The organism is Azospirillum sp. TSH100, from assembly GCF_004923295.1.
Taxonomy (GTDB): domain Bacteria; phylum Pseudomonadota; class Alphaproteobacteria; order Azospirillales; family Azospirillaceae; genus Azospirillum.
Map to the genome: position 1 here is coordinate 350,535 of NZ_CP039637.1, position 24,657 is coordinate 375,191.

The window sequence follows — 24,657 nt, forward strand, 5'->3', positions numbered from 1 at the left end:
CCGCCCCGGGAGAGGGCATTTGTCTAGCGCCGGATCACCCGCAGCGACGCGATGCCCTGGTCGGGGCAGCCGGCGATCTCCACCTGACCGACGCGGTCGAGCGTGTCGGTGCCGTAGACGCCGATGTCGCAGGCGGTGCCGCCGACATAGACCTCCTTGCCGTCGCTGGAGACGTTGATCGAATAGTAGGTGTGCGGCAGGTCCACCCGCTTCACCAGCTTGCCGCCGTCGGTGTCGATCTTCGACAGCTGGGTGTAGACGGAATAGGCCTCCGTCCGTTTCACCGGGCTGACGACGGATGAGAAGATCACCGCGCTGGTGTCCTCGAAATCCCGCATGTCCATGCGGCCTGTGGCGAGGTCCAGCGTCATCAGGCCGGTGCGGAAGGCCCCCGGATCGGTCGCCGCCAGATCGGTGCGGGTGGTGAAATAGGGGGTGGAGAGGGTCGCCGCCTGCTCGAACTGCGGCCAGATGTCCAACACGTCGGGCGGGCTGTGATTGGCGCGGGTCCAGTTCAGCACCTTGTGCGTCTCCTTCACCGCCCCCGTCTTCGGATCGAGCCCGTAGAGATCCCAGCCGAGCGCCCACAGAGTCCCGCCATCCTTGGAGAAGGCGAGCACGGCGACGCGACGGGGCGCCGGCAGCAGGCGCACCGGCTTGGCGCCGACGCCGTCGCCGGTGTTGTAGACGGCGATGCGGGTGTCCTCCACCCGGTACTCGCCGGGCAGGATGCGCACCGGCGCCTGGAAGACGTACAACTCCTTGCCGTCGGGGCTGACATCCATGCCGAACAGGCTGCGGACGCGAAGATCCGCGCTGGAGAAATCGGCGCGGAAGACCTGCCTACCGCTGTCCAGCTCGATGCCGGAAACGCTGCCCATGTGGTTGTTGACGACATAGGCGACGCGGCCGTCCGGCGAGGGCACGATGGTGCCGGGCGCCACCCCGCCGCCGGGGATGGTCAGCACCCGCTTCACCTTGCGGGCGGCGGCGTCGACCAGCACCAGCTTGTCGGGCTTGGCGCCGGTCAGCAGATAGTCCTTGGCCGCGGCGGGACAGGCGGCGAGCAGCAGGACGGCAAGAACACCGTCCAGACGGGATGCGGTGCGGCGGCTTTTCATCGGACGGACTCGGTTTGCATGGGGCTTCATGGCGCTCAGTCCTTCGGGAACACCGACTGGAGGGCGCGCCAGTCGTTCTGGGCGGAGGCCGCCTTGGCGTTCCAGTCCGGGTAGCTGTTGATGGTGTCGGGCACCTGCGCCGGCCACCAGCACGGGTCGGAGCAGCCGTAGAGGTCGGCCTCCATCGGCGCACAGAGGGCGGCGACGCTGCCGAAGGGATCCACCTCCCAGCCGGGATCCATGGTGGAGGCGCAGCCGACCACCACCTGCATCGCCACCACCTCGTCCAGATGGCCGTCCTCGACGGCCTGATCGACCAGACGGGCCTTTTTGTTGATGGGCGTCAGATGCTTCATTTGATCCCCCTGCGCGGTGCGACGTGGCGTTCGATGAACTGCGGATTGGCGACCATGATTTCCGCATAGGCGCGGATGCCGAAGTCGATCCAGTCGCGCATCAGGTTGCAGTAGTGATAGGCCGGGTGGGCCGGATCGGCGTAGCGGGCGTAGGATTCGTGATAGCAGCCGCCGGCGCACAGCTTGCGGATCCAGCAGGTCTCGCAATCGGTGCCGGTCCGGTTCGCCATCCCTTCCAGGAAGCTGCCCAGGCTGTCCTTGGCGATGCCGTCATCGACATTGCCGTAGGTCGGCTGCGACGATCCGGTGAAGCGGTGGCACAGATGCAGGTCGCCCTCCTTGTCCACCGCCAGCATGCCGAGCCCGGCACCGCAGGGTAGCGACTTGGTGGTTCCCTCCGCCAGATCGGTCATCAACTGGTGCATGTTGGAGAAGCCGGTGTTGACGCCGCGCTTCGCCGCCTCGACATAGGCCAGCCCCAGCATCTTCATGTTGTCGAAGACGGTCGCCAGCTCGTCGCCGGTCAGGTTGAAGGCCGACATCGCGCCGGAGGTCACGGGAGAGAATCCCACCTCGAAGAAGCCCAGATCGGTCTTCAGATGGTCGTGGATCGCCACCACGTCGGTGACGCCGGCGGTCAGCGTCACCCGCGCGCCCACCGGGCGGGAACGGTAGCGGGACAGAAGCATCCGCGCCTTCGCCGCCACCACGTCGTAAGAGCCTTTGCCGCCGACTGTGCGGCGGTTGCGGTCGTGCAGTGGCTTCGGCCCGTCCATGCTGATGGTGATACCGAAGCGGTGGGCGTCGAGCCAGTCGACGATCTCCTCCGTCAGCAGGACGCCGTTGGTGGTCAGCGAGAAGTCCATGCGGACGCCGGTCTCCCGCCCGCGCTGTTCGGCATAATCGACCACCTGACGGATCAGCGGCAGGTTGGTCAGCGGCTCCCCGCCGAAGAAGACGACATTGACGCTGTCGCGGCCCTTGGCCTCCTGCAGCAGCAGATCGACGCTGCGGGCGGCGGTGTCGAACTCCATCCGCTCGCCCTTGGCGGGGGTGGTCAGATCCTCCTTGTAGCAGTAGGTGCAGCTCAGGTTGCAGCCGGTGTTGACGTTCAGCACCACGGTGCTGAACGGGAACTCGCTGATGGTCACCGGCGGCTTCGTCCGCTTGACGGCGGGGCCGCTTTCGACGACGCGCAGCGTGATCAGCTCGCGCAGGCTGTCGATCACCTCGGCCGGATCGGCGACGCCGTCGAAGCGGCGGCGGACATCCTCCTCGCCGACCTCGCCTAGCTCGGCGAACAGGTCGATCAGGGCACCACCGACGCGGTCCAGCTCGAACAGGCCGCTGGTCGGGACATGGAACAGGACACGCCGGTCGCCGACCGTCACGTCGCGCAGGTCGTCGCGAACCAGATGAAGGGTTGCCATGGCTCTGCTCCTCAATGGATGGGCGGGTCGTTCCAGCGCTGGACCGTACTGATGAGGCGGCCGGTGCCGGTCAGCGTCGTGGAGCCGTCAACCACCGTGCCGACGACCTTCAGGTCGCCGATGTTGTTGGTGCCAAACTGGCGCTGCGGGTTGGGGCCGGCGCCGGTGGGGCTGAACAGACCGTTCCGGCCCATGGTGCCGGCGAACTTCACGTCCTCCATCTGCGCGGCGGCGTCGTTGAAGGGCTCGACGCTCCAGCTTGCCGGCATCGGGCCGACGCGCACGTCGTCCTCGGTGCCGGGCTTGCCGTCCGGGCCGTTGAGGTAGCCGACCGCCTCGAACTGCGCGGTCATCGGCGGCACCGCCCCGCCATTGCCGCCGACGCGGGCGATGGTGAAGTCCGGCTCCACCCGGACGCTGTCGAGCTTGGTGTAAACCGCGAAGCCGTCCGACTTCGCCTTGCCGACCGTCAGGCTGCGCGCACCGGGGGTGGCGTCCACCGTGGCAGTCGCCTCCACCGTCACGGAGGTCGGGCCGCGCGACAGGATCTTCGCCGAGACGCCGGGGCCGAAGCCGACCTCGCCACGGTCGAGCCCGCTGCCCCACAGGGTGATGCGGGCGGAGGTTCCGGCCTTCAGGAAGCTCTGGCTGGCGCCGAGAATCCTGCTGTCGTTGCCGCCGACCCGAACCGCGTGAAGGGTGCCGCCGACCTCGTCCTGCCTGGTCAGGAACCAGCGCCCGTCGAGGCGGCCGCCGTCGCGCGACGCGGCCAACACCTCGCGCACCGGCTTGCCGTCCAGCGTGCCGGTGCCGCGCCATTCATAGCCGGTGTAGACCACCGACGTGCCTTCGCCTTTCAGCGGCTTGCCGGCGGCGTCGGTCAGGTCGTAGGTGATGCGATAGCCGCCATCCGCCTTGGCGATGGTCGCGGTGCCGCCATAGGACCCGATCCCGGCCCGATGCCCGGCGACCGCCCAGCGGCCCGACAGGTCGGGCTTGGGTGCCGCCTGCCAGCTGGTCCAGGCGTCGGTCTTGAAGGGGAACTTGCCTCCCAGCGTCTGCGGAATTTCGGTGGAGGCGATCTCCCACCATTTACGGTCGCGGCCCTGGGCGGAATATTCGATGGTCGGCCATTGGCCGAGATGGAAGTTGACCAGACGGCGCCATTCGTCGGCGTCGCGGCGCTGAAGCCCGATACGGGCGACGCTGTGGCAGCGGGCGCACATGACCGTGAGATCGCCGTCGTTCACCGGTTCCTCCACCACCGACGGACGGCGTTCGAGGACATAGCGGTAGGGGGCGGACTCCTCCGGCGCCAGACCCTGACGGTCGGCGAAGTGGCGCACCAGCGTGCGCTGTTCCTCGTCCGACAACGCCACGCCGTGGAACTGACGCATACGGAACAGCGTCATCGTCCAGCCTTCGGGCGTCTTGCGCACATGGTCGATGCGGTGCAGAGACCCGTCGGCCTCCTTCTGATGGCAGGCGGAGCAGCGCTCCTCCACCAGGGCTTGGCCGTCGGCGGCAAGCCCGTCCTTCGCCGTCGCCACCGCGCCGCCGAAGACGACGCCACCTGCAATGGCACCCAGCAGAACGCCCAAGGGTCTATAGTGCCGGGGGCCGGCATTTCTTCGCTTGTGTCCCATCGATACTCCCCCGTTCTTGCCAGTTGGTGTTCTTCATCGTTGTCGTGATTGGCCGGGGCGGCTTTTGGCGCCCGGCAAGTCTCTGGGCAGGAACCCGTTGGTCGCCAGCCAAGCAAGGGCGACCGCCACGTGTCCCGCCGGCTGGCCGAGCTGCCGGCCGCAGCGATCGGCCAGATCACCGCCGAGGCTCGGCTCGATCGCCACGCTTTCCAGCAGTGGCGAGAGCTCGATCCCGGCGATGGCCAGCACGCCGCGCGGCAAGGCGGGCGTGACCAGGACCCGGCGCTCCTCGATCCGGTCGTTCACCACCACGGCGCGGCTGTGAATGCCGCGGTCTGCTGATGGCAGTGGGGCAGGCGGCCATGCGGCGCGGTGGCGCCAGAAGGGGCGGTCGACCCAGCGTTCCTCGGCGCGATAGAACTGGTTGCCGGCCTCGGCGGCATGGGCGAACAGCTCGGCACAGCGATCATCGACGAAGCGCCCGACGACCGGCAGCGCGGCGGGATCGGTCGCCAAGGTGTCGATGGCGGCAGCGGCGGCGAAGGCCCAGGCGACCGCGGCAAAGACGCCGTGGCCGGACAGCGGATCGACGGCGAAGGCTGCATCGCCGATCCGCAACCTGTCGACCTCCAGCCCGGGCGAGCGCCTGATTGCGGTGGCGTCGCTCACCTCGGCGTCACCGATCGGGGTGCAGTCCGCAATCCAGCCCGTCGCCTGCGGCAGCGATGCGACCATTGCCGCATGCCAGGCTGTCAGGTCGGCGCGGGCCGGGATGGCGGCACCATCGATGAAGAGCTGCACGACCCGCCGCCCGTCGGGCAAGGCGGCCAGCCATGCCCAGCCGTCGGCAAAGGAGAAGGCGGCGCTGCCGGCTCTCCTGGCGGAACCCTGATAGACTCTGCCGATTGCCAGCGTGCGGGGACCGGACTCCCGTGCCGGAGCGTTCGGTGCGCGGCGGCCGCGGGCTTCCACCAGGAAGCGGCCGGACCCCAGCGTCACCCCGGTGGTATCGACGACCCGCCAGCCCTCCGTTCCACGCTCGATCGCTGCCGCCGTGCCGTGGCACAGGATGGCACCGCCATCCGCCGCGTCGCGCAGCAGGGCGTCGTCGAGGTGGCCGCGGTCGACCAGATGTTCGCCGTTCAGCGCGGTGTGTTGCCCATTCCATTCGACCCGACGTGCCGCCGGCCTGCCGGCCACCGTGACCGCTTGCAGGCAGCCGGCGCGGCGCAGTCCTTCGACGGCGCGCAGGGAGAGTCCCTCGATCGCCCGACGGCGGGCACAGGTCACCAGCGTCACGACATGCCCCAGGGCCGTCAGGCGACGGGCGAGCACGGTTCCCGCCGGTCCGCCGCCCAGGATCAGCACATCCGTCATGCCGGGCCCTCCCTGCCGTTCTTAATATTCCCTGGGGTGGCTTTCGTCTGCCGGACACGCCTCGGCAACGTAGTGGCCGACCGCGATCGTGCAATGACGGTCGGGTTCTGATCTATCCGATCTGCGAAAAATTAGATGAGCTGGCGAATTTTTCTGGGATTCCCTCAGTGGAAATAAGAGCCATGCGGCAATAAAGTTCGAATAAGCTCAAGAAGAGCATTTATGGAACTGGATGATATCTTCTGTAGTCATTCTCAAAAACAAGGGGATCGATAATTTCATTTTCTGCGTATGGGATTTTACAGGTATTCTTGCAAAGGCTATGGGCGGCGGCGATAATTTGTTTGTTCATCGTATTGTTCTGGAGTGACGGTAATGGCGCTCTCCTGCAACTGCCTGCCAGTGTTTGAAAACCACAAATAAGGTCGCGGTGTCGGTAAGCGGAGGAGAGCGTTAAAATTTTTAAACCCAGTCGGCACTTTTATTGATTCACGCCTTTAGTCAGAAAATGCAGATGTATTTGATGAAATGCTCGCGGTTTCGGCAGGTTGTATTTTCAATTGGCAGCAAAATGTCTAAAAAATAGCCCTATCCGTTTTGCGAAATGGCAGAAATCATCCTTATCTGTGTTTGACATCTTCTTTAAAACGCGGAACATGATCGATCAGGCATGACCGTTGCCTGGAAATTGCCGCAATAGCCACACGAACCGGTCCAATCGGGCCGTGCCTGGAGCAACAGCGGATGGTGGAGACCAACACACTCCGGCTGGAGACCGACATCGCGGAAGATGTGTGGGAGCAGGAAAAGGCTCTCGTCGGTTGGACCCAGCATTACCGCCAGCTACAGCCCGGACGCTTCCTCGGCCGGCTGAAGGAGGTCGCGGCTCCCGGCATCAGCGTGTTCCGGGAAGACACCAATCTGCGCCTGCATCAGCATACGGCGCCACCGTCCGACACGCTGGTGATCGCCGTCCCGCTGCCGGGTTCGGCCCCGGCCCGGCTGGACGGCCGTCCGGTCGGCGAGAATGACGTTCTGCTGCTGCGCGGCGGCACCCTGTCGGAGTTTCTGTGCAACGGCCCGATGTCGGTGCTGGCGCTCGCCATCGACCGCCGGCGGGCGGAGCAGCTGCGGGTCACGATCCCGGATGCGGCGGAGGTGCCCGCCAGTGCCTTCTCCTATTGTCGCAGTGGCGAGCTGAGGGCCGTGCTGCAATGCGTGCTCGCCGCCTCGCCCGTGTTGCTGGACCAGAGCGAAGTCCTGCTCCCGCTGCTGGACCAATGCGTGTCGGTGATCGAGGCCGGCATCATGCAGGCGGTCCACCCGCCCACGATCGGCCATTCGCAGCGCCAGAAATTCGTCCGTCAGTTCCGCGACCATGTGGAGGCCCACCCGGACGACCGGCTGTCGGTGGCCCAGGTGGCGCAGGCCATCGGGGTGACGACGCGGATGTTGGAATACAGCTTTGCCGACGTCATGGGCGTTTCTCCCAAGGATTACCTGAAGATGGTCAGGCTGAACGCGGCGCGCCGGGCCCTGCGCGTCGCCGATCCGCGGACGACGACGGTGGCTGAGATCGCGATGGACCATGGATTCTGGCATCTGGGCCGCTTTTCCGCCTATTACAGCGAGATGTTCGGGGAAAAGCCGTCCGACACCCTGCGGGCGAATGCCTCGGCCGGTTGAGGCCGGCGGAACTGTCGATGCGTTCATTCGAGCAAACCGCTGTTGCCATTATTCATGGTGCGCGGCTTTTATCAAAAGTTGAGTCGCCGTATAGTGTCCGCCGTCTGTGGTCTTGAGGGGGCATGAAATGGTGGAGCCCGGTGGCGCGCCAGCGGATGCGCGGCATCTGACGATCGACACGCGGTTGAGCAAGGTGCCCCTGTTGACGGGCTTTTCCGATGAGAACATCCGGCAGCTGCTTGCCATCATGGACGGCCCCATCCGCGTTCCGCAGGGTCAAATCCTGTTCGAGGAAGGGGCGGCCGGCGATGCCCTCTACTTCATCCTGTCCGGCGGCTTCGAGGTTCTGAAGCGGGATGCCGGCGGCGGCGCTCTCCATCGGCTGGCCCTGCTGACTGCGGGACAGTCGATCGGCGAGGTATCGCTGCTGGACAGCGGCCCGCGCTCCGGCGCGGTGCGCGCGGTCGAGGACAGCGAGGTCATGGCGGTTCCCATCGCCCGCCTGCGCGAGCGGCCGGATTCGCCGCTCGACGTCGACAGCCGCCTGAAGATCAACATGGCCTATGAGCTGGCCGCCCGCCTGCGCCGCACCAACGAGGTGACGGTCGAGACCCTGCGCCGCCAATTGAGCGAGGCGGAAAACCGGGTGGAGATGAGCAAGTTCATCTTCCGCCTGCTGGTCGGCCTGTGTTTCTACATGTTCGCGCTGGGCGTCACCACGGCTCTGAGCAAGGTGGTTCCGGACACCTCGCTGATCAGCCTGCCGATCCTGACCGGCTTCGCCTTCGGTGTCTACCGCACCGTCAAGACCAGCCCCTGGCCGCCCAGCACCTATGGCTTCACCTTGGCGAACTGGCGGGGCAACGCGCTGGAAGGCGTGCTGCTGTCCATTCCGGTGGCGCTGCTGATCGTGCTGCTGAAATGGATCGGCGTGACTTTCCTCCCGGCCTTGCAGGGGCAGCCCGTCTTCGATCTCGCCCGCTCCACCGGCCTGTCGCTGGGCGAGATCCTGCTGTATGGCGGCGCCTATTGCGCCTTCACCCCCATTCAGGAGACCATCGCCCGCGGCACCCAGGCGTCGTTCCAGCTGTTCCTGACCAGCAAGTACAAGACGCTGGAAGCCATCATCCTGTCCAACATGCTGTTCAGCGCGACCCATCTGCATGTGTCGATCATCCTGGCGCTGGCGGTGTTCCCCTTCGGCCTCTATTGGGGCTGGATCTTCGCCCGCCAGGGATCGCTGGTCGGCAGCAGCGTGTCCCATGCCATCCTGGGCGTCTTCGGGCTGATGGTCGTCGGCATTCCCGTTTTCTGACCTCCGGCTATCGGGCAAGAAACCAGCCGGCGAGCGCGGACAGCCACGGATCGCTTTCGCCCGCCGCCTCGCCCGCCGCGATCCGGCGGGCGAGGCGCGCCAGCGGGCGGTCCGGCGGGATCGCGGTCAGTACCGCCTGCAAGATCGCCGCGCGGGGTGGGGACAGGCCGCGTGCCGAGGTCAGCGCCTTCGCCGAGGCGTCGAACGCGGGGCGCGGATCGTTGGGGGCCTCGCCGGCCAAGGCGGGACCGACCCCGTTGATGGCGTCGAGCACGGTCTTCTTGCGCTCCGCCAGCGGCAGGCTCGCCAGTTCCTCCGGCCACAGCGGCCGGCCGATGTGGATGTCCTGGCGGGCGAAGCCGAGAGGGAAGTCCAGCCGTTCGGCGGCTGGTTCGATCGGCAGGGCGCCGGCGAAGCGGACCGGCACGATGGGGATGTCCAGCCTTGCCGCCAGATCGAGGAAGACCCCGGACAGGCGCGTCACCGGGGTCCGGCAGGACAGCGAGCGCGTCCCCTCGGCATGGACCATGATCGACAGGCCGTCCCGCGTCACCGCGTCCCGCGCCTGTTCCATCAGCCCCAGCATGGCGGCGGGGTCGTCGCGGTCGAACAGCATCATCATGCGCGGCAGGCGCAGCTCCGGCGCGCCGCCGAGCAGAGCCAGCAGGCTTCCCAGCCAGGTGTCGCGGTGTTCGGCCTTGGCGACGGTCAGGATCGGCCGGCCGGTCAGGGCGGCGGCGACAAGCGTGAAGGTGAGGGATTCCACCGCCACCTGATGGTTGCCGAGGAACAGCGCGCCGCGCGACCGGATGTCGGCGAGCCGGTCGGGAGCGGCGACGCGGATCTGTCCGACGAACTCGCCGGCCAGCGCCAGGAACAGATCCTCGACCGGCCAGTCGCCGGTTCCCAGATGCGTGCGCCAGAAGGCCGGCAATGGGGCGAGATCGGGGGCGGCCGACGGTCGGCCCGTCACCAGCCAGTCGGCACCATCCTGCCGGATTGACAGCTTGACCGGGGTGAGCGGTAGGGCCGGGCAGCGGGCGATGAGGTCTTCCCCGATCGTCACGCTGCCGGGATGGACGCCCAGCTGGGCGGCGGCATGTTCCTTGGCGGCGATGGAGCGGGCCATCCCGGCGGGGGTGCCGGAGACGGCGTAGATGGCCTCCAGCGTTCCCGGCAGCCAGTTGCTCGCCGCCACCTCGCGGGCGCTCAGGCGGGTGATGCCGTCCTCCGACCGGGACAGCCGCAAGCCGGGGGCGGCCTCGCGGTCGCGCAGGAAGGACTGCCGGGCCAGGGCGGGCGCCTTGCCGAGCGCACCCTTGGGAAACAGCGCGTCGGCCAGCTCCATCTCCGCCCACACCCGATCACCGGCCAGCCATTGCAGGCGGGAGCGGGCGTGGCCCTGGGCGTCGGGCGGCAGGGCGCGCACCTCGATGCGGACCCGGCCGTCGCGCGGCGTCGGGCCGAAGAGGCTCAGCCGTTCGATGACGCTGGGATAGGCCAGCATTCCCGCCGCCCGGTCGCCCCACCACAGTTCGGGGGCATGACGGGGCATGGCATGGAGCCCGGCATCCAGCAGCGCCGGACCGATCGGCCCCGGCACCCGTGCCGCCTTCGCGGCGTCGAGCATGGCGGAGGCGCCGTGGGGGCCGGTGCGCAGGTCGCTCAGGATCCGGAAGGCGGGTCCGTGGAACAGCTCGCCGGCGGTGTAGGGGCAGGGGGTGGGGCTGGCATCGTCCAGCGGGGCGAAGGGCGCTGGCGGAGCCGGCCAGTCCGCCGCCCGGATCACCCGGCCGCCCGCGACGGCAGCGCCGCCGTCCCGCAGGGTGACGCGGCCATCCGGCGCGGCTTCCGGGACCAGCGTCACCGGCAGCGTCACCCAGCGTTGGACCCGCACATCCTCAAGGGCCACCACCTGACCGCCCCGACCGGCGGCGGCGATGATGTCGGCGAGGCAGGTGAGGGGGACCGCCGGGGCGGTGTGGGTCGGGCGATGATCGCCGAGCCACGGCGCGCTGTCCAGATCCAGGCGGATCCCTTTGCTGTCGCCGCCGTCACCGCTGGGCACGAGCCGTGCGGCGAGCCCGTCCACCTCATAGATGCGCAACTCGTCGGCCCACAGGCTGCCGCGGGCGACGGCGAGGATGCCACGCTCGTCCCGCTCGATCCGGGTGATCTCGATCTCGGTGGTGACGGCGCAGTTGGTGGGGACGACCTGACCGCGATATTTCCAGCGGAGAGGCTCGTTCAGCGCCGCCCCTTCGAAACGGGCGGACGGCAATTCGTTGTCGAGCCCCGCCAGCCGCATGGCGCGTTCGAGCAATTGCAGCAATGCCTCGACACCCAAGGAGCCGGGCTGGACCGGATCCTGGAAGAAGTGGGCCTTGAAGTACCAGGATTCTGGATCAACCACCTGTCTGCCGCGGGCAAGGCCCAGGCCGGCGGCACCGCCCTGCGGCCACCAGCCCGTTACCTCGTCCACCATGCGCAGCATGCCCTCCGCGACCTTCGTGCGGCGGGGTTCCTCCACCGGCCTTGCGGGTGGGATGCCACGCGCCTCGTCGGTGGGCAGGGGCGGCAGGCCGTTCTGCTTCGCCAGGGCGACGGCGGCGAAGAAGCCGAAGGCGGTCTCCAACTCCATCAGCGGCCGGTCGTCCACCCAGGCGCGAACCTTGAAGGCGATCAGCGTGATGCCGCCGGCGCGGGAGAAGCGGGCCAGCGTCGCCTCGGTGCGGACGCGGGCATCGGCCGGTGTCACCTCGGCGAACACGCGGGCGGCGTCGCCGTCGAGGTTGCGGATCGCCAGTTCCTCGGTCGAGGCCAGCGCGAAGCCCATGAAGGAGGCCAGCCAGCCGCAGGGCTGGAGCAGCACCTCCATCAGCACGCAGAAGGGCATCACCGGCGCGGGGTTCTCAGCGAAGTACCAGGCGTGGGGTTCCACCGCGTAATCGACCAGGATGGTGCCGTCGACGGTCGGTTCCCCGGCCGGGCAATTCACCGAGACGACGCTGGTCATGAAGTGATAGGGCGGGCCGGGCAGGCGCGGTACCCGGCCGGCGTCGAAGCGCGCATACATGCTGCCGAAGGCGGCGGACGGCGCTCCCCAGGCGCAGGCCAGCAGCGCCTCGTAATCGCCGCGCACGTCACCGCGGGTGCCGACGATGCGCGGCGCCTCCAACCGCGCGGGCAGGACATGGCGGCCCTGGCCAAGCGGCCAGTCGGGAACCAGCCTGACGGCAAAGGCGCGGCAGTGGAAGACCTTGAAGCCGTCGGCGCTGCACAGCAGGGCAGCGCGGACGATGGGGGTGGGGCCGTCCTCGATCTCCTCGACGAAGACCTCGTAGGCCAGATGGTGGCTGGCGTCAGGGATCACCTGACCACGGCAGACAAAGCGGGCGGGCTCGTCCGGCACTGGCTCGAACCGCCAGGAATCGCGGCCGATGGTGAAGCCGCTGGCCGCCATGAAGGTCGCCACCGCCTGCACCGCGCCCTCGGCCATCAGGGTGCCGGGCATGCAGGGGTCGTTCTTGAAGTGGCCGGCATAGAACCACGCATCGGCCGGAACATGGCTTTCGGCACGCAGATAGCCGCGGCCCCAGGGCCCACCCTGTGGCTCGAACGCGGTCACGTTGTCGATCAGGCGCATGCGGCCCTGCGGAATCGCCGGTGTCCGCTGATGGCAGCCGGCCAACTCGAACCCCTCGCCGAAGCAGGCGAAGGCGCGGCCGGCGGTCCAGAGATCGAGCTGTTCGGCGGAGAAGGAGTGGTGGCGCGACGGGCAGGGCAGCGGATCGAGGCGGGCGCCGTCCCTGGGCCGGTCCTCTTCTGCGCTCCACAGCACGCCGCCCGAATTGGCGAGTTCCAGGTCGGTGAAGAAGCCGGCTTGACCATTGCGGACCGACAGCACCAGCCGATCGCCGATGCGGCAGTCGTAATGGAAGAAGAACAGCCCGACCTCGCCCATGCGGGCATGGCCGTCGACATGGATTTCGTAGCGCAGGGTGTCGCCCACCTTGGGCAGGCCGCCTGCGTGGTAGGTCATCTCGCACCCGAGCAGGCGGTAGACACGCTCGCCCCTGTTGCGGAAATCGGCGCCCAGCCAGGAGATCAGCAGCAGATCGGCCTGCCCGGATTCGATGGCGAGACCCACCGGCATGCGGCCGTTGTGCAGATACCAGACGTCGGGCGTCACGTCGGTTTCGGTGACGATGGAGCCCAGCCCCATGCTGCCCGGCTCGCCGGTGATGGAGAGGACGCGGTCCACCAGCAGCAGCGGCGGCTCCGGCATGCGGACCTGACGGGCATAGCCGTCCTGCCGAGTGAACAGCGGGCCGAAGATGTCGGACACCTTGCCCGCCGCCAGGGTTTCCAGCTGGCCGCGGTTCCAGAGGGGAAGACGTTCCCTCTTCCCCCCGGGGAGAGGGTTAGGGTGAGGTGGTTCCGCGGCGGCAGCTTCCCTGGAATCCACCCCCTGCATCCCCCTTACCCCGACCCTTTCCACGGGGGGAGGATGGAGAGCGCCCAGCCCCGCCACGCCGAACCCATGCAGATAGGTCCGGTGCAGATCCGACGCGGTTTTCAGATAGCCGGTGTGAAGCTCCGCCGTGCGGGCGAGGATGCGGGCGAGCGGACTGTCCGCCACCGGTGCGGAGGCCGGTGCCGCCACTGCCGCCTCCGGTTCCGGCGCCTCGCCCACGGGGCAGCGGGCGGCCAGATCCGGAGGTGGCAGGTCCGCGACCGGCGGCAGGGGGGGCGCGGGCGGCATCGGCTGTCTCAGTGTCACCACCACGGGGGCGGCATGGGCGGGGAAGGTCAGCGGCTGGGCCGGTGGTGGCGCGGCGGGCCGCTCCAGCCGGCGGGCGACCTCCGGCATGGCGGGGTCGAGGCCGGCGGCGAACAGCTCGGCCGCGACATGGGCGAGCTGTTCCAGCGGCGCGCGGCCGGGATGGTCCAAGCTGACCGCCAGATGGTCGCGCCCGGCCAGGGTGGCGGCGATGGCGCGGGTGAGCGCGCTGCGCGGGCCATGCTCGACGAAGATGCGCACGCCGTCGTCATGGGCGCGGCGGACGGTGCGGGGAAAATCCACCCGCTCCAGCGCCTGCCGGGTCAGCGCCTCGGCGCACAGTTCGGCGGATGGCGGGTAGGATTGGCCGAAGGTGTTCCCATAGACGGCGATGCCCGCCGGCGGCGTGGTTTTCCGGCTGTGGATGCGGCGCCAGACCGGGGCGCAGGGTTCCATCTCCGCGCAATGCACCACCATGTCCTGGCCGAGCGGCAGGGCGCGGTGCGTCCCGACACGGGCGATCACCTGCCGGCAGGCCTCGGCGTCGCCGCCGATCACGCAGTCCTGCGGCGCGTTGACGATGGTGATCGAGACGCGGGAGATACCGGACAGCGCCTGCTCCACATCCGCGACAGGGGCGAGCAGGCGCCAGTTGCGCCAGTCGGCGGCGCCATCCTGTCTCCAATACTGGGCGGCGGCGAGGCAATCGCCGGTCAGATGGCGGCCATAGATGCCGGACGCGTCGATCTCCGCGAACATGGCGCCCATGTCGCTCCAGACGCCGGCGGCGAACAGCGCGTTGGTCTCGCCGGAAGACAGGCCGAGCATCGCCTGGGGCCGCAGCCCGAGGACGCTGCGGCTGACTTCCGCATGGGTCTGGCAGATCAGCGCGCAGGTCTGCAATTGCGCCATCGCGTCCAGCGGAGCGGCGGAGCCGTAGAGACGGTCGGCGGCCTGGGCCAGGACGGGGAAACGGACGGTGACGGACCTGCCGATGTCCGGCATCGACAGGAACAGCTCGCGGCCCATGCCCTCGTAGGCCGCCGCCGCACCGGTGAAGGCGAAGGCCAGGACGCCGGCCAGCGGCGTCTCGCGGAAATGGATGCCTTCCGCGCTGACCTTGCGGCCTTCCACGAGGGCGCGCGCGCGCGACAGGGTGTCGGCTTGGGTCTTGGCCGGGCAGGCGAAGGACAGGCGGACGGGACCTTCACCGCCATCCTCGCCGCGCCGGATGCGCGCGCGCAGTTCGGCCCGGCTTCCGGCGGCGAACCAGCGCAGGCGCACCGGCGGCGGCGGCAGGGCCGGCGCGGTGACGCCGCCGCTTTCGACCATGAGACTGTCGGCGGCACCGCCCAGCGCATCGACCGAGACACCGGTGCGCAGGACGCCGGCGCTCAGCCGGGGGCGGGCGGGGCCGTCGGTGGGTTGCATGCGCCCACGGCAGGCGACGATGGCGGCGGCGACATGCAGCAGGCCGGAGGCCGCATGGGCGTGGCCGAAACGGCTGGTGATGGGGCTGGCGGCCTGTGGGCCATCATTCGGGCCTGTGATGGTGAACCCGGCATCGCTGGGGGCGGACAGGTCGAGGATGGCGTGGATCGGTTCGCCGGCGGCCTCGGCGCAGTCGACCCGGCGCAGCACCAGGGTGACGGCGGCATCACCGGCCGTAGCAAGGTCGGGGCGGAGCGCGGCGAGCGCGTTGCGGTGGACCGGCTCGCAGGACAGATCGACCGCGCCGACGACCGCGGCGTCAAGTTCGCCCGTCACCAGGGCGCGGGCGGCAACGCGCAGGCCGGCGAGACCCGACAGTTCCTCGGCCGACACCGCATAGCTGGGGCCACGCCAGTCGAACTGGGCGTTGAACCGGTTGGCGACGATGTTGGGCATGGTGCCGATGACGCCGGCCGCGTTCAGCGGCGGGCCGAGATCGACGGCGGCGTCCTGGCCGCAGAGGTCGGCAAGGCGCACCCCCAGGCCGCGCCGCGCCACCTCTGCGTCGCAGCCCATGCCCATCAGCACGCCGGTGGTCGCCGGTGGCAGGGGCGGAGAGCCGGCGACCGCCTGCGCCACCGCCTTCATCGCCAGCAATTGCTGCGGCAAAGCGTGATGCAGGTCGGCGGGCGGCACGCGGGCGGCAGAGAGGTCCAGCGTGATGCTGTCCAGGGCGCGTGGGGCGTCTGTCGCCGGTGGAGCGGCCAGGGTGGCGGCGAAATCATCGGCGGCGGTGACGACGGAAAGGCCGACCACCGCCACGCGCAGGGGCGGCGGTGCGACGGTGGCCGCTCGGACGGACAGGGTGGCGGGCTGCCATTCCTCCAGCAGCAGATGCGCGTTGTTGCCGCCGAAGCCGAAGGCGCTGATCGCGGCGCGGCGGGGGGCGTCTCCCTCCCATGGTTCTGCGTGGTTCAGCAGACGGAAGGGGGTAGCGGCGATACCGTCCAGCGGTGCGGTGTCGGCATGCAGGGTGGGCGGACGGATGCCGGCCGCCATCGCCTGGATCACCTTGACCATGCCTGCCAGACCGGCGGCGGCGATCAGGTGGCCCAGGTTGGACTTCAGCGAGCCGATGGGGATGCCCGTCAGCCCGCCGAAGATCCGGCCCATGCTGGCGATCTCGGTCGCGTCGCCCAGCGCGGTTCCGGTCGCATGGCATTCGACCAGGGACACCGCGTCCGGGCCGAAGCCGGCCTGGGCATAGGCGGCGGCCATGGCGCGCTCCTGCCCCCCGGCGTCGGGAACCAGGAAGCCGCGGCTGCGCCCGTCGTTGGACAGGCCGATGCCGCGGATCACGCCCAGGATGTGGTCGCCGTCGCGCACCGCGTCGTCCAGCCGCTTCAGCACGATGCAGGCGGCGCCTTCGGCCGGGATCAGCCCGTCGGCCTCGCGGTGGAACGGGCGGCTGCGGCCGGTCGGGCTCAGCGCGCCGAGGGCGGTGAAGCCCATGTGCAGGAACAGGTCGTCGCCACGGTTGACGCCCGCCGCGATCATCAGGTCGGCATGGCCGTCGCGCAGCTGGTCGCAGGCCAGCTTGACCGCATAGAGCGAGGAGGCGCAGGCGGCGTCCAGGCAGAAGGCCGGACCGTCGAGGCCGAGCGCGCGGGCGGCCAGCCGGGCCGGCAGGCCGGAGGAGAAGCGGTTGGCCGGGTTGGGCCGCTCCCGGTCCAGCCACACCGCCTCGGCATAGGCGCTGAGGCTGGCGGTGGGGTAGGACAGGTTGCCGGCGATCAGGCCGCAACGCCGGGGTGGAGCGACGTCCAGACCGGCTTCGCGCAGCGCCTCCCGCCCGCAATGGGCCAGCCAGAGCACCACCGGATCCAGCCCGGCTAGATCCTCCGGCGGACAGGCGAAGCCGCCGGGGTCGAACACGGCGTCGAAGCCCTGGACATAGCCGCCACGGTCGGTGGCGGAGCGTTCGGGCGCCTGCGTCGACAGCGCCCGCGCGGTGTCGACGCGCCAGACGCCGGGCGGCACCGGGCGCAGCAGATCCCGCCCCTCGACGACGGCCCGCCACAGCTCCGCCGGGCTGAGGGCGCCCGGCAGCACGCAGCCGTGGCCGATGATGGCGATGGGCGGGACGGTGCTCATGCGCTGCGGCCGATGCAGGAGACGACGCTCTCTCCGGCCGGCGGCTGGGCCAGTTCGCGCAGCATGAAGGCGGCTCCGTCCTCGGGGGCGATCAGCTCGACGGCCATGCGGCGGAAATGCTCTTTCAGCGCCGCTCCGACCATGCCGCCGTCCCACGGCCCCCAGGCGATCGCCTTGACCGTGCAGTCCGGGCGCCGCGCCGCCTCGGCCCGCGCCACCGCATTCAGGACGGCGTTGGCCATGGCGTAGTCGCACTGCCCGGTATTGCCGTGCAGGGACGCAATGGACGAGAACAGGCAGATGATCCGCAAGGGATCCTGGCGGGTGGCTTCCAGCAGGTTGGCGATGCCGGCCACCTTGGTGCCGAAGACGGCGTCGAACTGGTCGCGGGTCTTGTCGCCGATCCGCTTGTCGGCCAACACCCCGGCGCCATGGATGATGCCGGCGATCGGACCGGCCTCCGTCCTGACCGTCGCCAACGCCTGGGCGACGGAGGCGGCGTCGCGCACGTCGGCGCGGCAATAGCGGATGCGGGCGCCGGCCGCCTCCAGCCGGCGCAGCGTGGCGCGGGCCTCGTTGGCGGAGAGGATGGTTTTGACCATCGCCTCGATCTCGCGCGGCGGCTTGCCGGCACCGGGACCGGCGATCACCGCCCGGCGCACCGTCGCCTCGTCCGCATCCTGGCCGAGGCCGGGCAGGACCGGGGCGGTCGAGGGATCGCTGCGGCCGAGGATGACCAGGGTCGGGCGGATGCGGCGGGACAGCTGTTCCAACGCCACGGCGGTCACGCCGCGCGCACCGCCGGACACGACGATCACGGCGCCCTCTGGCAGCGGCAGTGGCCCATCGGTGGCATCCTCCTGGCGGAGGCTGCGCACGAGGCGCCTGCCGTCGGCGGTCAGCCGGACCTCGGCGTCGCCATCGCCGCCGGTGATCTCGGCGGCCAGGATCCGCGCCAGTTCGGCGGCTGGACGGCCGCCCGGCTCCAGATCGATGGCCTTGAGCCGTGCCGCCGGCCATTCACGCGCCGCCGTCAGGACGAGGCCGCCGAGCCCAAGCCACCCGCCATCGCCGGTCTGGACGGTGACGAAGGCTCCCCCCGTCTCGCCCCCCGTCTCGCCGAATCGGGGAGCGACGGCCTTGGCCGCGGCAAGAGCACGCCAATGCAGGTCGGCGCTCGCCGCGGCGTCGGCACCATCGAGGCCGGCCAGGAACAGCACGGCGTCATCCTGCGCGTTCGGCTGCCCGTCGATGCGGGCGTGGATGCCCCTCGCGGACAGCAGCGTCACCAGTTCGGCGGCGACGCCAGCCGAATCCGGGATGACGGCGACGCTGGTCAGGCCGCGCAGCATGTCGGCGTCTGGGGCCTTCCGGTCCTCCAGAACCGAACAGCTGCGGATGGTGCCGGCCGATAACGCGGGCAGGCTCCGGGTTTGGGGGGCCTGTGTTTGGATGGAGGCGGGCCCGCCCTTGATGCGGTCGATCACGGCGCCGACGGTCTTCAGCGCGGTCAGTTCGCGCATCTCGACCGAGGCGAGTTCGGGCAGGCGCTCGACCAGGGCGGAGAAGATCTCGACCTGCTTGATGGAATCGATGCCGAGACCGGCTTCCAATTCCATCTCCGGGCCGAGCATCTCCATGGGATAGCCGGTCTTTTCGGCGACCAGACCCATGAACAGCGCGCCGACATCGACGGACGGGGCGGGTGCCGCTGCGGGCGGGGGCGCCGCCCTGACCGGTGCTGGTGCCGGCGCCGAAGCGTCGCCGCGGCTGTCTGCCATGGCGAGGATCTGGCCGATGGTCTTCAGCGCGTTCAATTCACGCATGTCGGCGTCGCCCAGCGCGGGGATGCGCTCCTGCAAGGTGGAGAAGATCTCCACCTGTTTGATGGAATCGATGCCGAGACCGGCTTCCAGTTCCATCTCCGCGCTCAACATGTTCACCGGATAGCCGGTCTTGTCGGCGATCACCGCCAGCACGATGTCGCGGGCGCTCCCGCTGGGCTGTGCCACAACGGGAGCGGCTGAGGCTGCCACCGGCTGCGGCTTGGGTGGGGCGACGGGCCATGGGATGACGGGTTGCGCCGCCGCCGTGGCAGGGGCTTGCCACTGGACCGGCGGGGTTGGCTGCGCCACGGCCATGGGAGCACGCACCGGCATCGGCTGGGCGGCGATGGCTGGCGCGGTCGGCATGATCGGCGCCGGTGGAGCGAGCGTAGCGGCATGATGGGCCGGAACGCCGCTCAGGCTCTGGATCGCCTGGCCGGCGACGGCCAGGAAGGCTTGGTGGCTCTCAGCGATGGCGCGCTGGAAGGCGGCGTGGGCATCGGCGACATGGTGATAGATCGTCTCCACCGACGCGGTGGCGACGGGGGTGGGCGCCGGCTGCGGAGCGGGGGAGTTCGTGACCATGATTGAGGCTTCTGTGATGGAGGCGGAGGGGGTGGGCACGGATGCCGGTACGGCTGGACGCGGCGCGTTCGGTTTGGGCAAGGCGGCGGCACCACCCTGGGGCGGATAGATCTTGCCGAAATTGGCGCCGGAGATTTGGACGGCGGCCGGCGATGGCTTCCTGGGCTTGCGCTCCTCGGCGAAGCCGGCCCACAGCGCGCCGAAGTCGATCCTCACGCCCTGGACCGCCAAGGCGCCAAGCCCGTCCAGCAGGCTGACGACGCCGTTGGCTCCACACCGGTCGAGCGGCACGGCAAGATGTGGGCGGTCATCCAGGCATTGCGCCACCAGACCGGTCAGAACGGCGCCGGGGCCGACCTCCACGAAGGTGCGGACGCCATCGGCGTACAGCGCCTGCACCGTCTCGCGGAAGCGGACCGTGCCGGCGATCTGCCCGGCCAGCAGATCGCGAATGTCCCCATCGCCGTAGGGGGAGCCGGTGAGATTGGCATAGACCGGGACGGTGGGGGGAGCGAACCGCGTGTCCGCAAGGACGGCGCGGAAGCTTTGGGCGGCCTCCGCCACCACCGGCGAGTGGAAGGCGCTGGCGACCTTCAGCCGGACCACACGCAGGCCCTCGGCCTCCAACCGGTCGGCGGCGTCCTCGACGGCGGCGCGTGTGCCGGACAGGACCACCTGTTCCGGGCCGTTGTCATTGGCGAGAGCCACCTCCAGCCCGTGCAGGAGCGGGGTGACGCGCTCATGGCCGGCGGCGACCGCGATCATGGCGCCGTCGGTTCCGGCCGCGGCGGCCTCCATGCAGCGGGCGCGCTCGCCGGCCAGGGTCAGGGCGGTGTCGCGGCCGATGGCCCCGGCGGCGCAGAGCGCGGTGATTTCGCCGAAGGAATGTCCGGCGACGGCATCGGCGCGGAGGCCGGCACGCTCCAGCACCGCCAGCAGGGCGAGGCTCGCCGTGCCGATGGCGGGCTGGGCGTGGATCATCCGGGTGAGGGCGGCGTCCTGGGCGTCGGCCGCCTCACGGGTGAAGGCGGGCGGTGGGAAGACCACCCGGTGCAGCGGCGGCTGGCCCGGTCGGGTTGGCAGCGATGCCTGGAAATCCCAGACGGCTCTCGCCTCGTCGAAGGCGATGGCCAGATCGGCGCCCATGCCGACATATTGACTTCCCTGACCAGGGAACAGGAAGGCGACCCTGCCGCCCACCGGCTCGCCCACCGCCAGATGAATGCCGGGCGCGTCCAAGGCACCGGTCTGTTTCAGTGCCGTCTCAAGACGCGCCTCGAACTGCGCGGCATCGGCGGCGACGATGGCGAGGCGGTGATGGGCGGTGGGATCGAAGGCGGATTGGCTGTCGCGGGCGACCGCCTCCAGCCCTTCCGATTTCACGCGGTCTGCCAACGCGCGGGCCGCATCGGCGAGAGCCCGTACATCGGCACCGCAGGCCAGCATCAGCGCGCCACCGGCCCACAGCCGGCAGGCGGCATGGGAGCCGCTGTATTCCTCCAGAGCCACGTGATAATTGCTGCCGCCGAAGCCGAAGGAGCTGACGGAGGCGCGGCGGGGCCCATCCGCCTTCACCCAGGGCCGGGCGCTTGTGTTGAGATAGAAGGGACTGCTTTCCAGATCGAGTCGGCTGTCGGGCCGCTCCACCTTGATGGTCGGCGGCAGGACCTTCTGGTGCAACGACAGCGTCGCCTTCAGCAGACCGGCGGAGCCGGCAGCGGCCTTGGTGTGGCCGATCTGCGACTTGATCGAGCCGATGGCGCACCAGGATTTCGCGTCCGCATCCGCTTCGCGGAACACCTGTGTCAGGGCGGTGAATTCGGCCAGATCACCGGCACGGGTCCCGGTGCCATGGGCCTCCACCAGTTCGACGTTGCGGGGCCCATAGCCGGCATCGGCATAGGCGCGGCGCAGGGCGACCGCCTGTCCCTCCGGGCGCGGAGCATAGACGCTGGTGGCGCGCCCGTCCGACGACGAGCCGATGCCGCGGATCAAGGCGTAGATGCGGTTGCCGTCGCGTTCGGCATCCTCCAGCCGGCGCAGGGCGAACAGTCCCAGTCCCTCGCCGACGATGGTGCCATCGGATGCATCGGAGAATGGGCGGCAGTCACCGCTCTTGGACAGGGCCGGCGTCTTGCTGAAACACATATACATGAAGATGTCGTTCAGTGCGTCGACGCCGCCGCTGATGACCATGTCGGAATGGCCCAGCTCCAGCTCGTTCATCGCCATCAGCAGGGCCGACAGCGAACTGGCGCAGGCGGCATCCACCACGCAGTTGGTGCCGCCGAGGTCGAGCCGGTTGGCGATGCGCCCCGCGACCACATTGCCGAGCACGCCGGGGAAGGTGCTTTCCTGCCATTCCACATAGTGCGAGGCGATGCGGTCGCAGACGGCGGTGACTTCCGCTTCCGGCAGGCCGGCTTCGCGCAGGGCCTTGACCCAGACCGGCCTTTGCAGCCGCGCCCCCATGGTGCCGACCAGTTCAGTGGCCGACGCCACGCCGAGCACGATGCTGGTCCGGCCGCGGTCGATGTCGCGGAACCGGGTACGGCAGGCCTCGTCCAGCACTTCCCTGGCGACGATCAGCGCCAGCAACTGCGCCGTGTCGGTGGCAGCCAGCGCCTGGGGCGGGATGCCGAACTCCAGCGGGTCCAGCGTGGCGGGGGGCAGGAAGGCGCCGCGTCGGCAATAGGTCTTGTCCCGCGCCGTCGGATCGGGGTCGTAGTAATCCTCCACCAGCCAATGGGTGGCCGGCACGTCGCCGATGCAATCCCGGCCGGCGAGGATGTCGCGCCAGAAGCCGTGCGTGGTGCCGGAGCCGGGGAACATGGCGCCGATGCCGACGATCGCGATGGGGTGGCGGTTCTTCAAGGCCGTCTCGGGGTTCGGAGGATTGGAGCGGGAAGGGCGGCCCGGTGGCTCAGGCAAGCCGGCGGGGGATCCAGGTGAAGGCGGCGGCCGGGACCGGGAGGCCAGCCGTGCGCATCTGCTGGGCGCGGGTCACCACGGCGGCGCCCTCCAGCAGATTGCGGGCGATCTGCTCGACGGTGCGGTTCTCCGCCGCCTGCAGGAAGCTGCCCTTCACCCAGTCGTTGAATGCGCCCATCGCCGGGCCGCACCAGACCTGGAAATCATGACGGCGGGTTGCGTCGTCCAACATCGGCCAGCGGGCGGCGTTGAACAGGTACCAGCGGAAGACCAGCGCCATGCGGTGGCGGGGATCGGCCTCGGCACGGGTCACCTCTGCCTGATCGCGGACGGTGAAATGCTCGCGCGTCTGGCGCCAGATCTCCTCAAGCGGGGCCTGGAAGACGTCCCGTTCCAGCATCGCGCGCTCGGTCGCCGGCAGGTCGTCCAGGCCGGAATGGCGGCAGTACAGATCGTACAGTCGCTGGGCGCGGAAGGGGAACATGGTGCCCCGCTTCATCACCTGGACCTTCACGCCCATCTCGAACATGTCGGCGGCGGGCGCCATCGTCACGTCGGTGCTGGCGAGTTCAGCCAGCATGCGTCGGACCGACAGCGGCTGCCCGGATTCCGCCGCCGACTGGTTCACCGACCCGACCACGACATAGGCGGCCCCCATGGCAAAGGCCCCGGCCAGAGCGGCGGGGGTGCCGAGCCCGCCGGCGGCGCCGACGCGGATGTTGCGGCCATAGCCATGGCCGGCCACCAGCTCGTCGCGCAACTGCTGGATGATCGGGAACAGGACGGACAGCGGACGGTTGTCAGTGTGGCCGCCGGAATCGGCCTCCACCGTAATGTCCTCCGCCACCGGGATGGTGGTGGCCAGTTCGGCCTCTTCGGCGGTGAGGATGCCCTGCGCCACCAGATCGGCGAGCATGCGCTGCGGCGCCGGGGTCATGAACTGACGGGCGACTTCGGCGCGCGAGACCTTGGCGAAGATGTGCGTCAGGCGGCGGACCGTGCCGGTGGCTGGATCGCGACTCAGGCCCTTGGCGGCCAGTTCGACGACCAACGGGGTCAGCGCCATGAAGGCGGAGGCCGAGACGCGGCGCACACCCCGCTGCTGGAACAGGCGGCAGACCGCGGTTTCCAGGGCGGGGTCGTTGGGGCTGTGGATCAGGTTGGCGCCCCAGTTCGGCGCCTGTGTGCCCAGCGCCGATTGAATTTCGGCGATCCCTTCATGCACCCGCTGCGGCGACAGGCCGGCGCTGCCGTAGAAGCCGACCAGCCCGGCGCGGGCGGCGGCCACCGCCATCGACGGCGTGGCGATGCCGCGCGCCATCTCGCCGGCCACGTAGGCAAAGCGGCAACCATGGGTTTCCTGGAAGGCGCGGTCCCCCAGCCATTCCGGATAAAGCGGCGGCAGCGTGGCGACAGCATGAAGATCGCCGCCGGAAAGATTTGGAGGAAGAGTTGATGCTCCCAGCCGGCCATCGCTGCTCCGGACAATGTAAAGTGGTTCCCGTGTTTTTTGGCTCAACTCCAGAAATGGGGAGGGGGCGAAGCTTGCAGTCGGGATTGCCGTCGGCGGCACTCCCGGGTCCAGGAACGGTATGTCCACATCAACCCCTGACTATTTCTCTGCCGGGTTTTGGGTCAGGAGATCTGCCACAACCTCTTTGGTGACGAAACCGGTCTTGCACGAACGGCACAACCAAACGGACAGGATCGTCGGGGGGAGTAGGGCTGATTGGGGTGATCGACAAACCATTAGGGGTGCCTAATTGAAGTCTGCTACGCAATCTTTTGTTACTTGCTGCACGCTTCGATTGACAAGCACGAATATGTCGCATCAACGAAAGCTGATTATTTCAACTCGGAAATGATCTGTCGAGTTTTGTGGTGCGTGTTGCGGTTCGATGGTGGAACCAAGCCTGCCTCTAACACCGCAACTTTATGCTGCATGCCATGGTTCCGTTCCCGTTCCGGAGGCTCACCCGCGGCCCAACGAGGCCCGCGCCCCGGACGGGCCGGATG

General features: G+C 69.3%; 10 protein-coding genes. 2 read left to right on the top strand and 8 right to left on the bottom strand.

Going from position 1 to position 24,657, the window contains the following annotated elements:
• Nucleotides 1–23: 23 nt before the first annotated feature.
• From peaD to E6C72_RS23175, 5 genes are all read right to left on the bottom strand, one after another.
• Nucleotides 24–1,121, bottom strand: coding sequence for a quinohemoprotein amine dehydrogenase subunit beta (peaD, locus tag E6C72_RS23155; protein ID WP_109084312.1), 1,098 nt, complete (start codon nt 1,119–1,121; stop codon nt 24–26).
• 35 nt (nt 1,122–1,156) lie between these two features.
• Nucleotides 1,157–1,477 carry a quinohemoprotein amine dehydrogenase subunit gamma gene (gene qhpC, locus E6C72_RS23160; RefSeq protein ID WP_109084275.1) on the bottom strand — a complete coding sequence of 107 codons (321 nt, stop codon included), beginning with the start codon at nt 1,475–1,477 and terminating at the stop codon, nt 1,157–1,159.
• Nucleotides 1,474–2,907 (bottom strand): quinohemoprotein amine dehydrogenase maturation protein, encoded by a 1,434-nt coding sequence (peaB, locus tag E6C72_RS23165; protein ID WP_109084274.1) that lies wholly within the window; start codon nt 2,905–2,907, stop codon nt 1,474–1,476. Before peaB ends, qhpC begins: the two co-directional genes overlap by 4 nt.
• Before the next feature lie 11 nt (nt 2,908–2,918).
• The gene (gene peaA / locus E6C72_RS23170; RefSeq protein WP_158280115.1) at nt 2,919–4,508 is read right to left on the bottom strand and encodes a quinohemoprotein amine dehydrogenase subunit alpha; all 1,590 of its coding nucleotides are present in this window, start codon (nt 4,506–4,508) and stop codon (nt 2,919–2,921) included.
• 78 nt (nt 4,509–4,586) lie between these two features.
• Nucleotides 4,587–5,930 (bottom strand): NAD(P)/FAD-dependent oxidoreductase, encoded by a 1,344-nt coding sequence (locus E6C72_RS23175; RefSeq protein WP_109084272.1) that lies wholly within the window; start codon nt 5,928–5,930, stop codon nt 4,587–4,589.
• A 744-nt stretch (nt 5,931–6,674) separates the two neighbouring features.
• Between E6C72_RS23175 and E6C72_RS23180 the strand changes: the two genes are divergently transcribed.
• Together E6C72_RS23180 and E6C72_RS23185 are read left to right on the top strand one after the other, a co-directional pair.
• Nucleotides 6,675–7,616, top strand: a complete 942-nt coding sequence (locus E6C72_RS23180) for a helix-turn-helix domain-containing protein (protein WP_109084271.1) — start codon at nt 6,675–6,677, stop codon at nt 7,614–7,616.
• A 127-nt stretch (nt 7,617–7,743) separates the two neighbouring features.
• Entirely contained in the window at nt 7,744–8,931 is a 1,188-nt protein-coding gene (locus tag E6C72_RS23185) for a cyclic nucleotide-binding domain-containing protein (protein ID WP_109084270.1), read from the top strand.
• Between the two features lie 7 nt (nt 8,932–8,938).
• Here the strand turns inward: E6C72_RS23185 and E6C72_RS23190 are convergent, their stop codons facing one another.
• The 3 genes from E6C72_RS23190 to E6C72_RS23200 are packed head-to-tail and all read right to left on the bottom strand — an operon-like array spanning nt 8,939 to nt 24,241.
• Entirely contained in the window at nt 8,939–17,299 is an 8,361-nt protein-coding gene (locus tag E6C72_RS23190) for a type I polyketide synthase (RefSeq protein ID WP_109084269.1), read from the bottom strand.
• Nucleotides 17,296–22,584, bottom strand: a complete 5,289-nt coding sequence (locus E6C72_RS23195; protein WP_109084268.1) for a type I polyketide synthase — start codon at nt 22,582–22,584, stop codon at nt 17,296–17,298. The genes E6C72_RS23190 and E6C72_RS23195 overlap by 4 nt, the downstream gene beginning before the upstream one ends.
• A 49-nt stretch (nt 22,585–22,633) precedes the next feature.
• Nucleotides 22,634–24,241, bottom strand: coding sequence for a PfaD family polyunsaturated fatty acid/polyketide biosynthesis protein (locus E6C72_RS23200; protein ID WP_371298450.1), 1,608 nt, complete (start codon nt 24,239–24,241; stop codon nt 22,634–22,636).
• Nucleotides 24,242–24,657 lie beyond the last annotated feature (416 nt).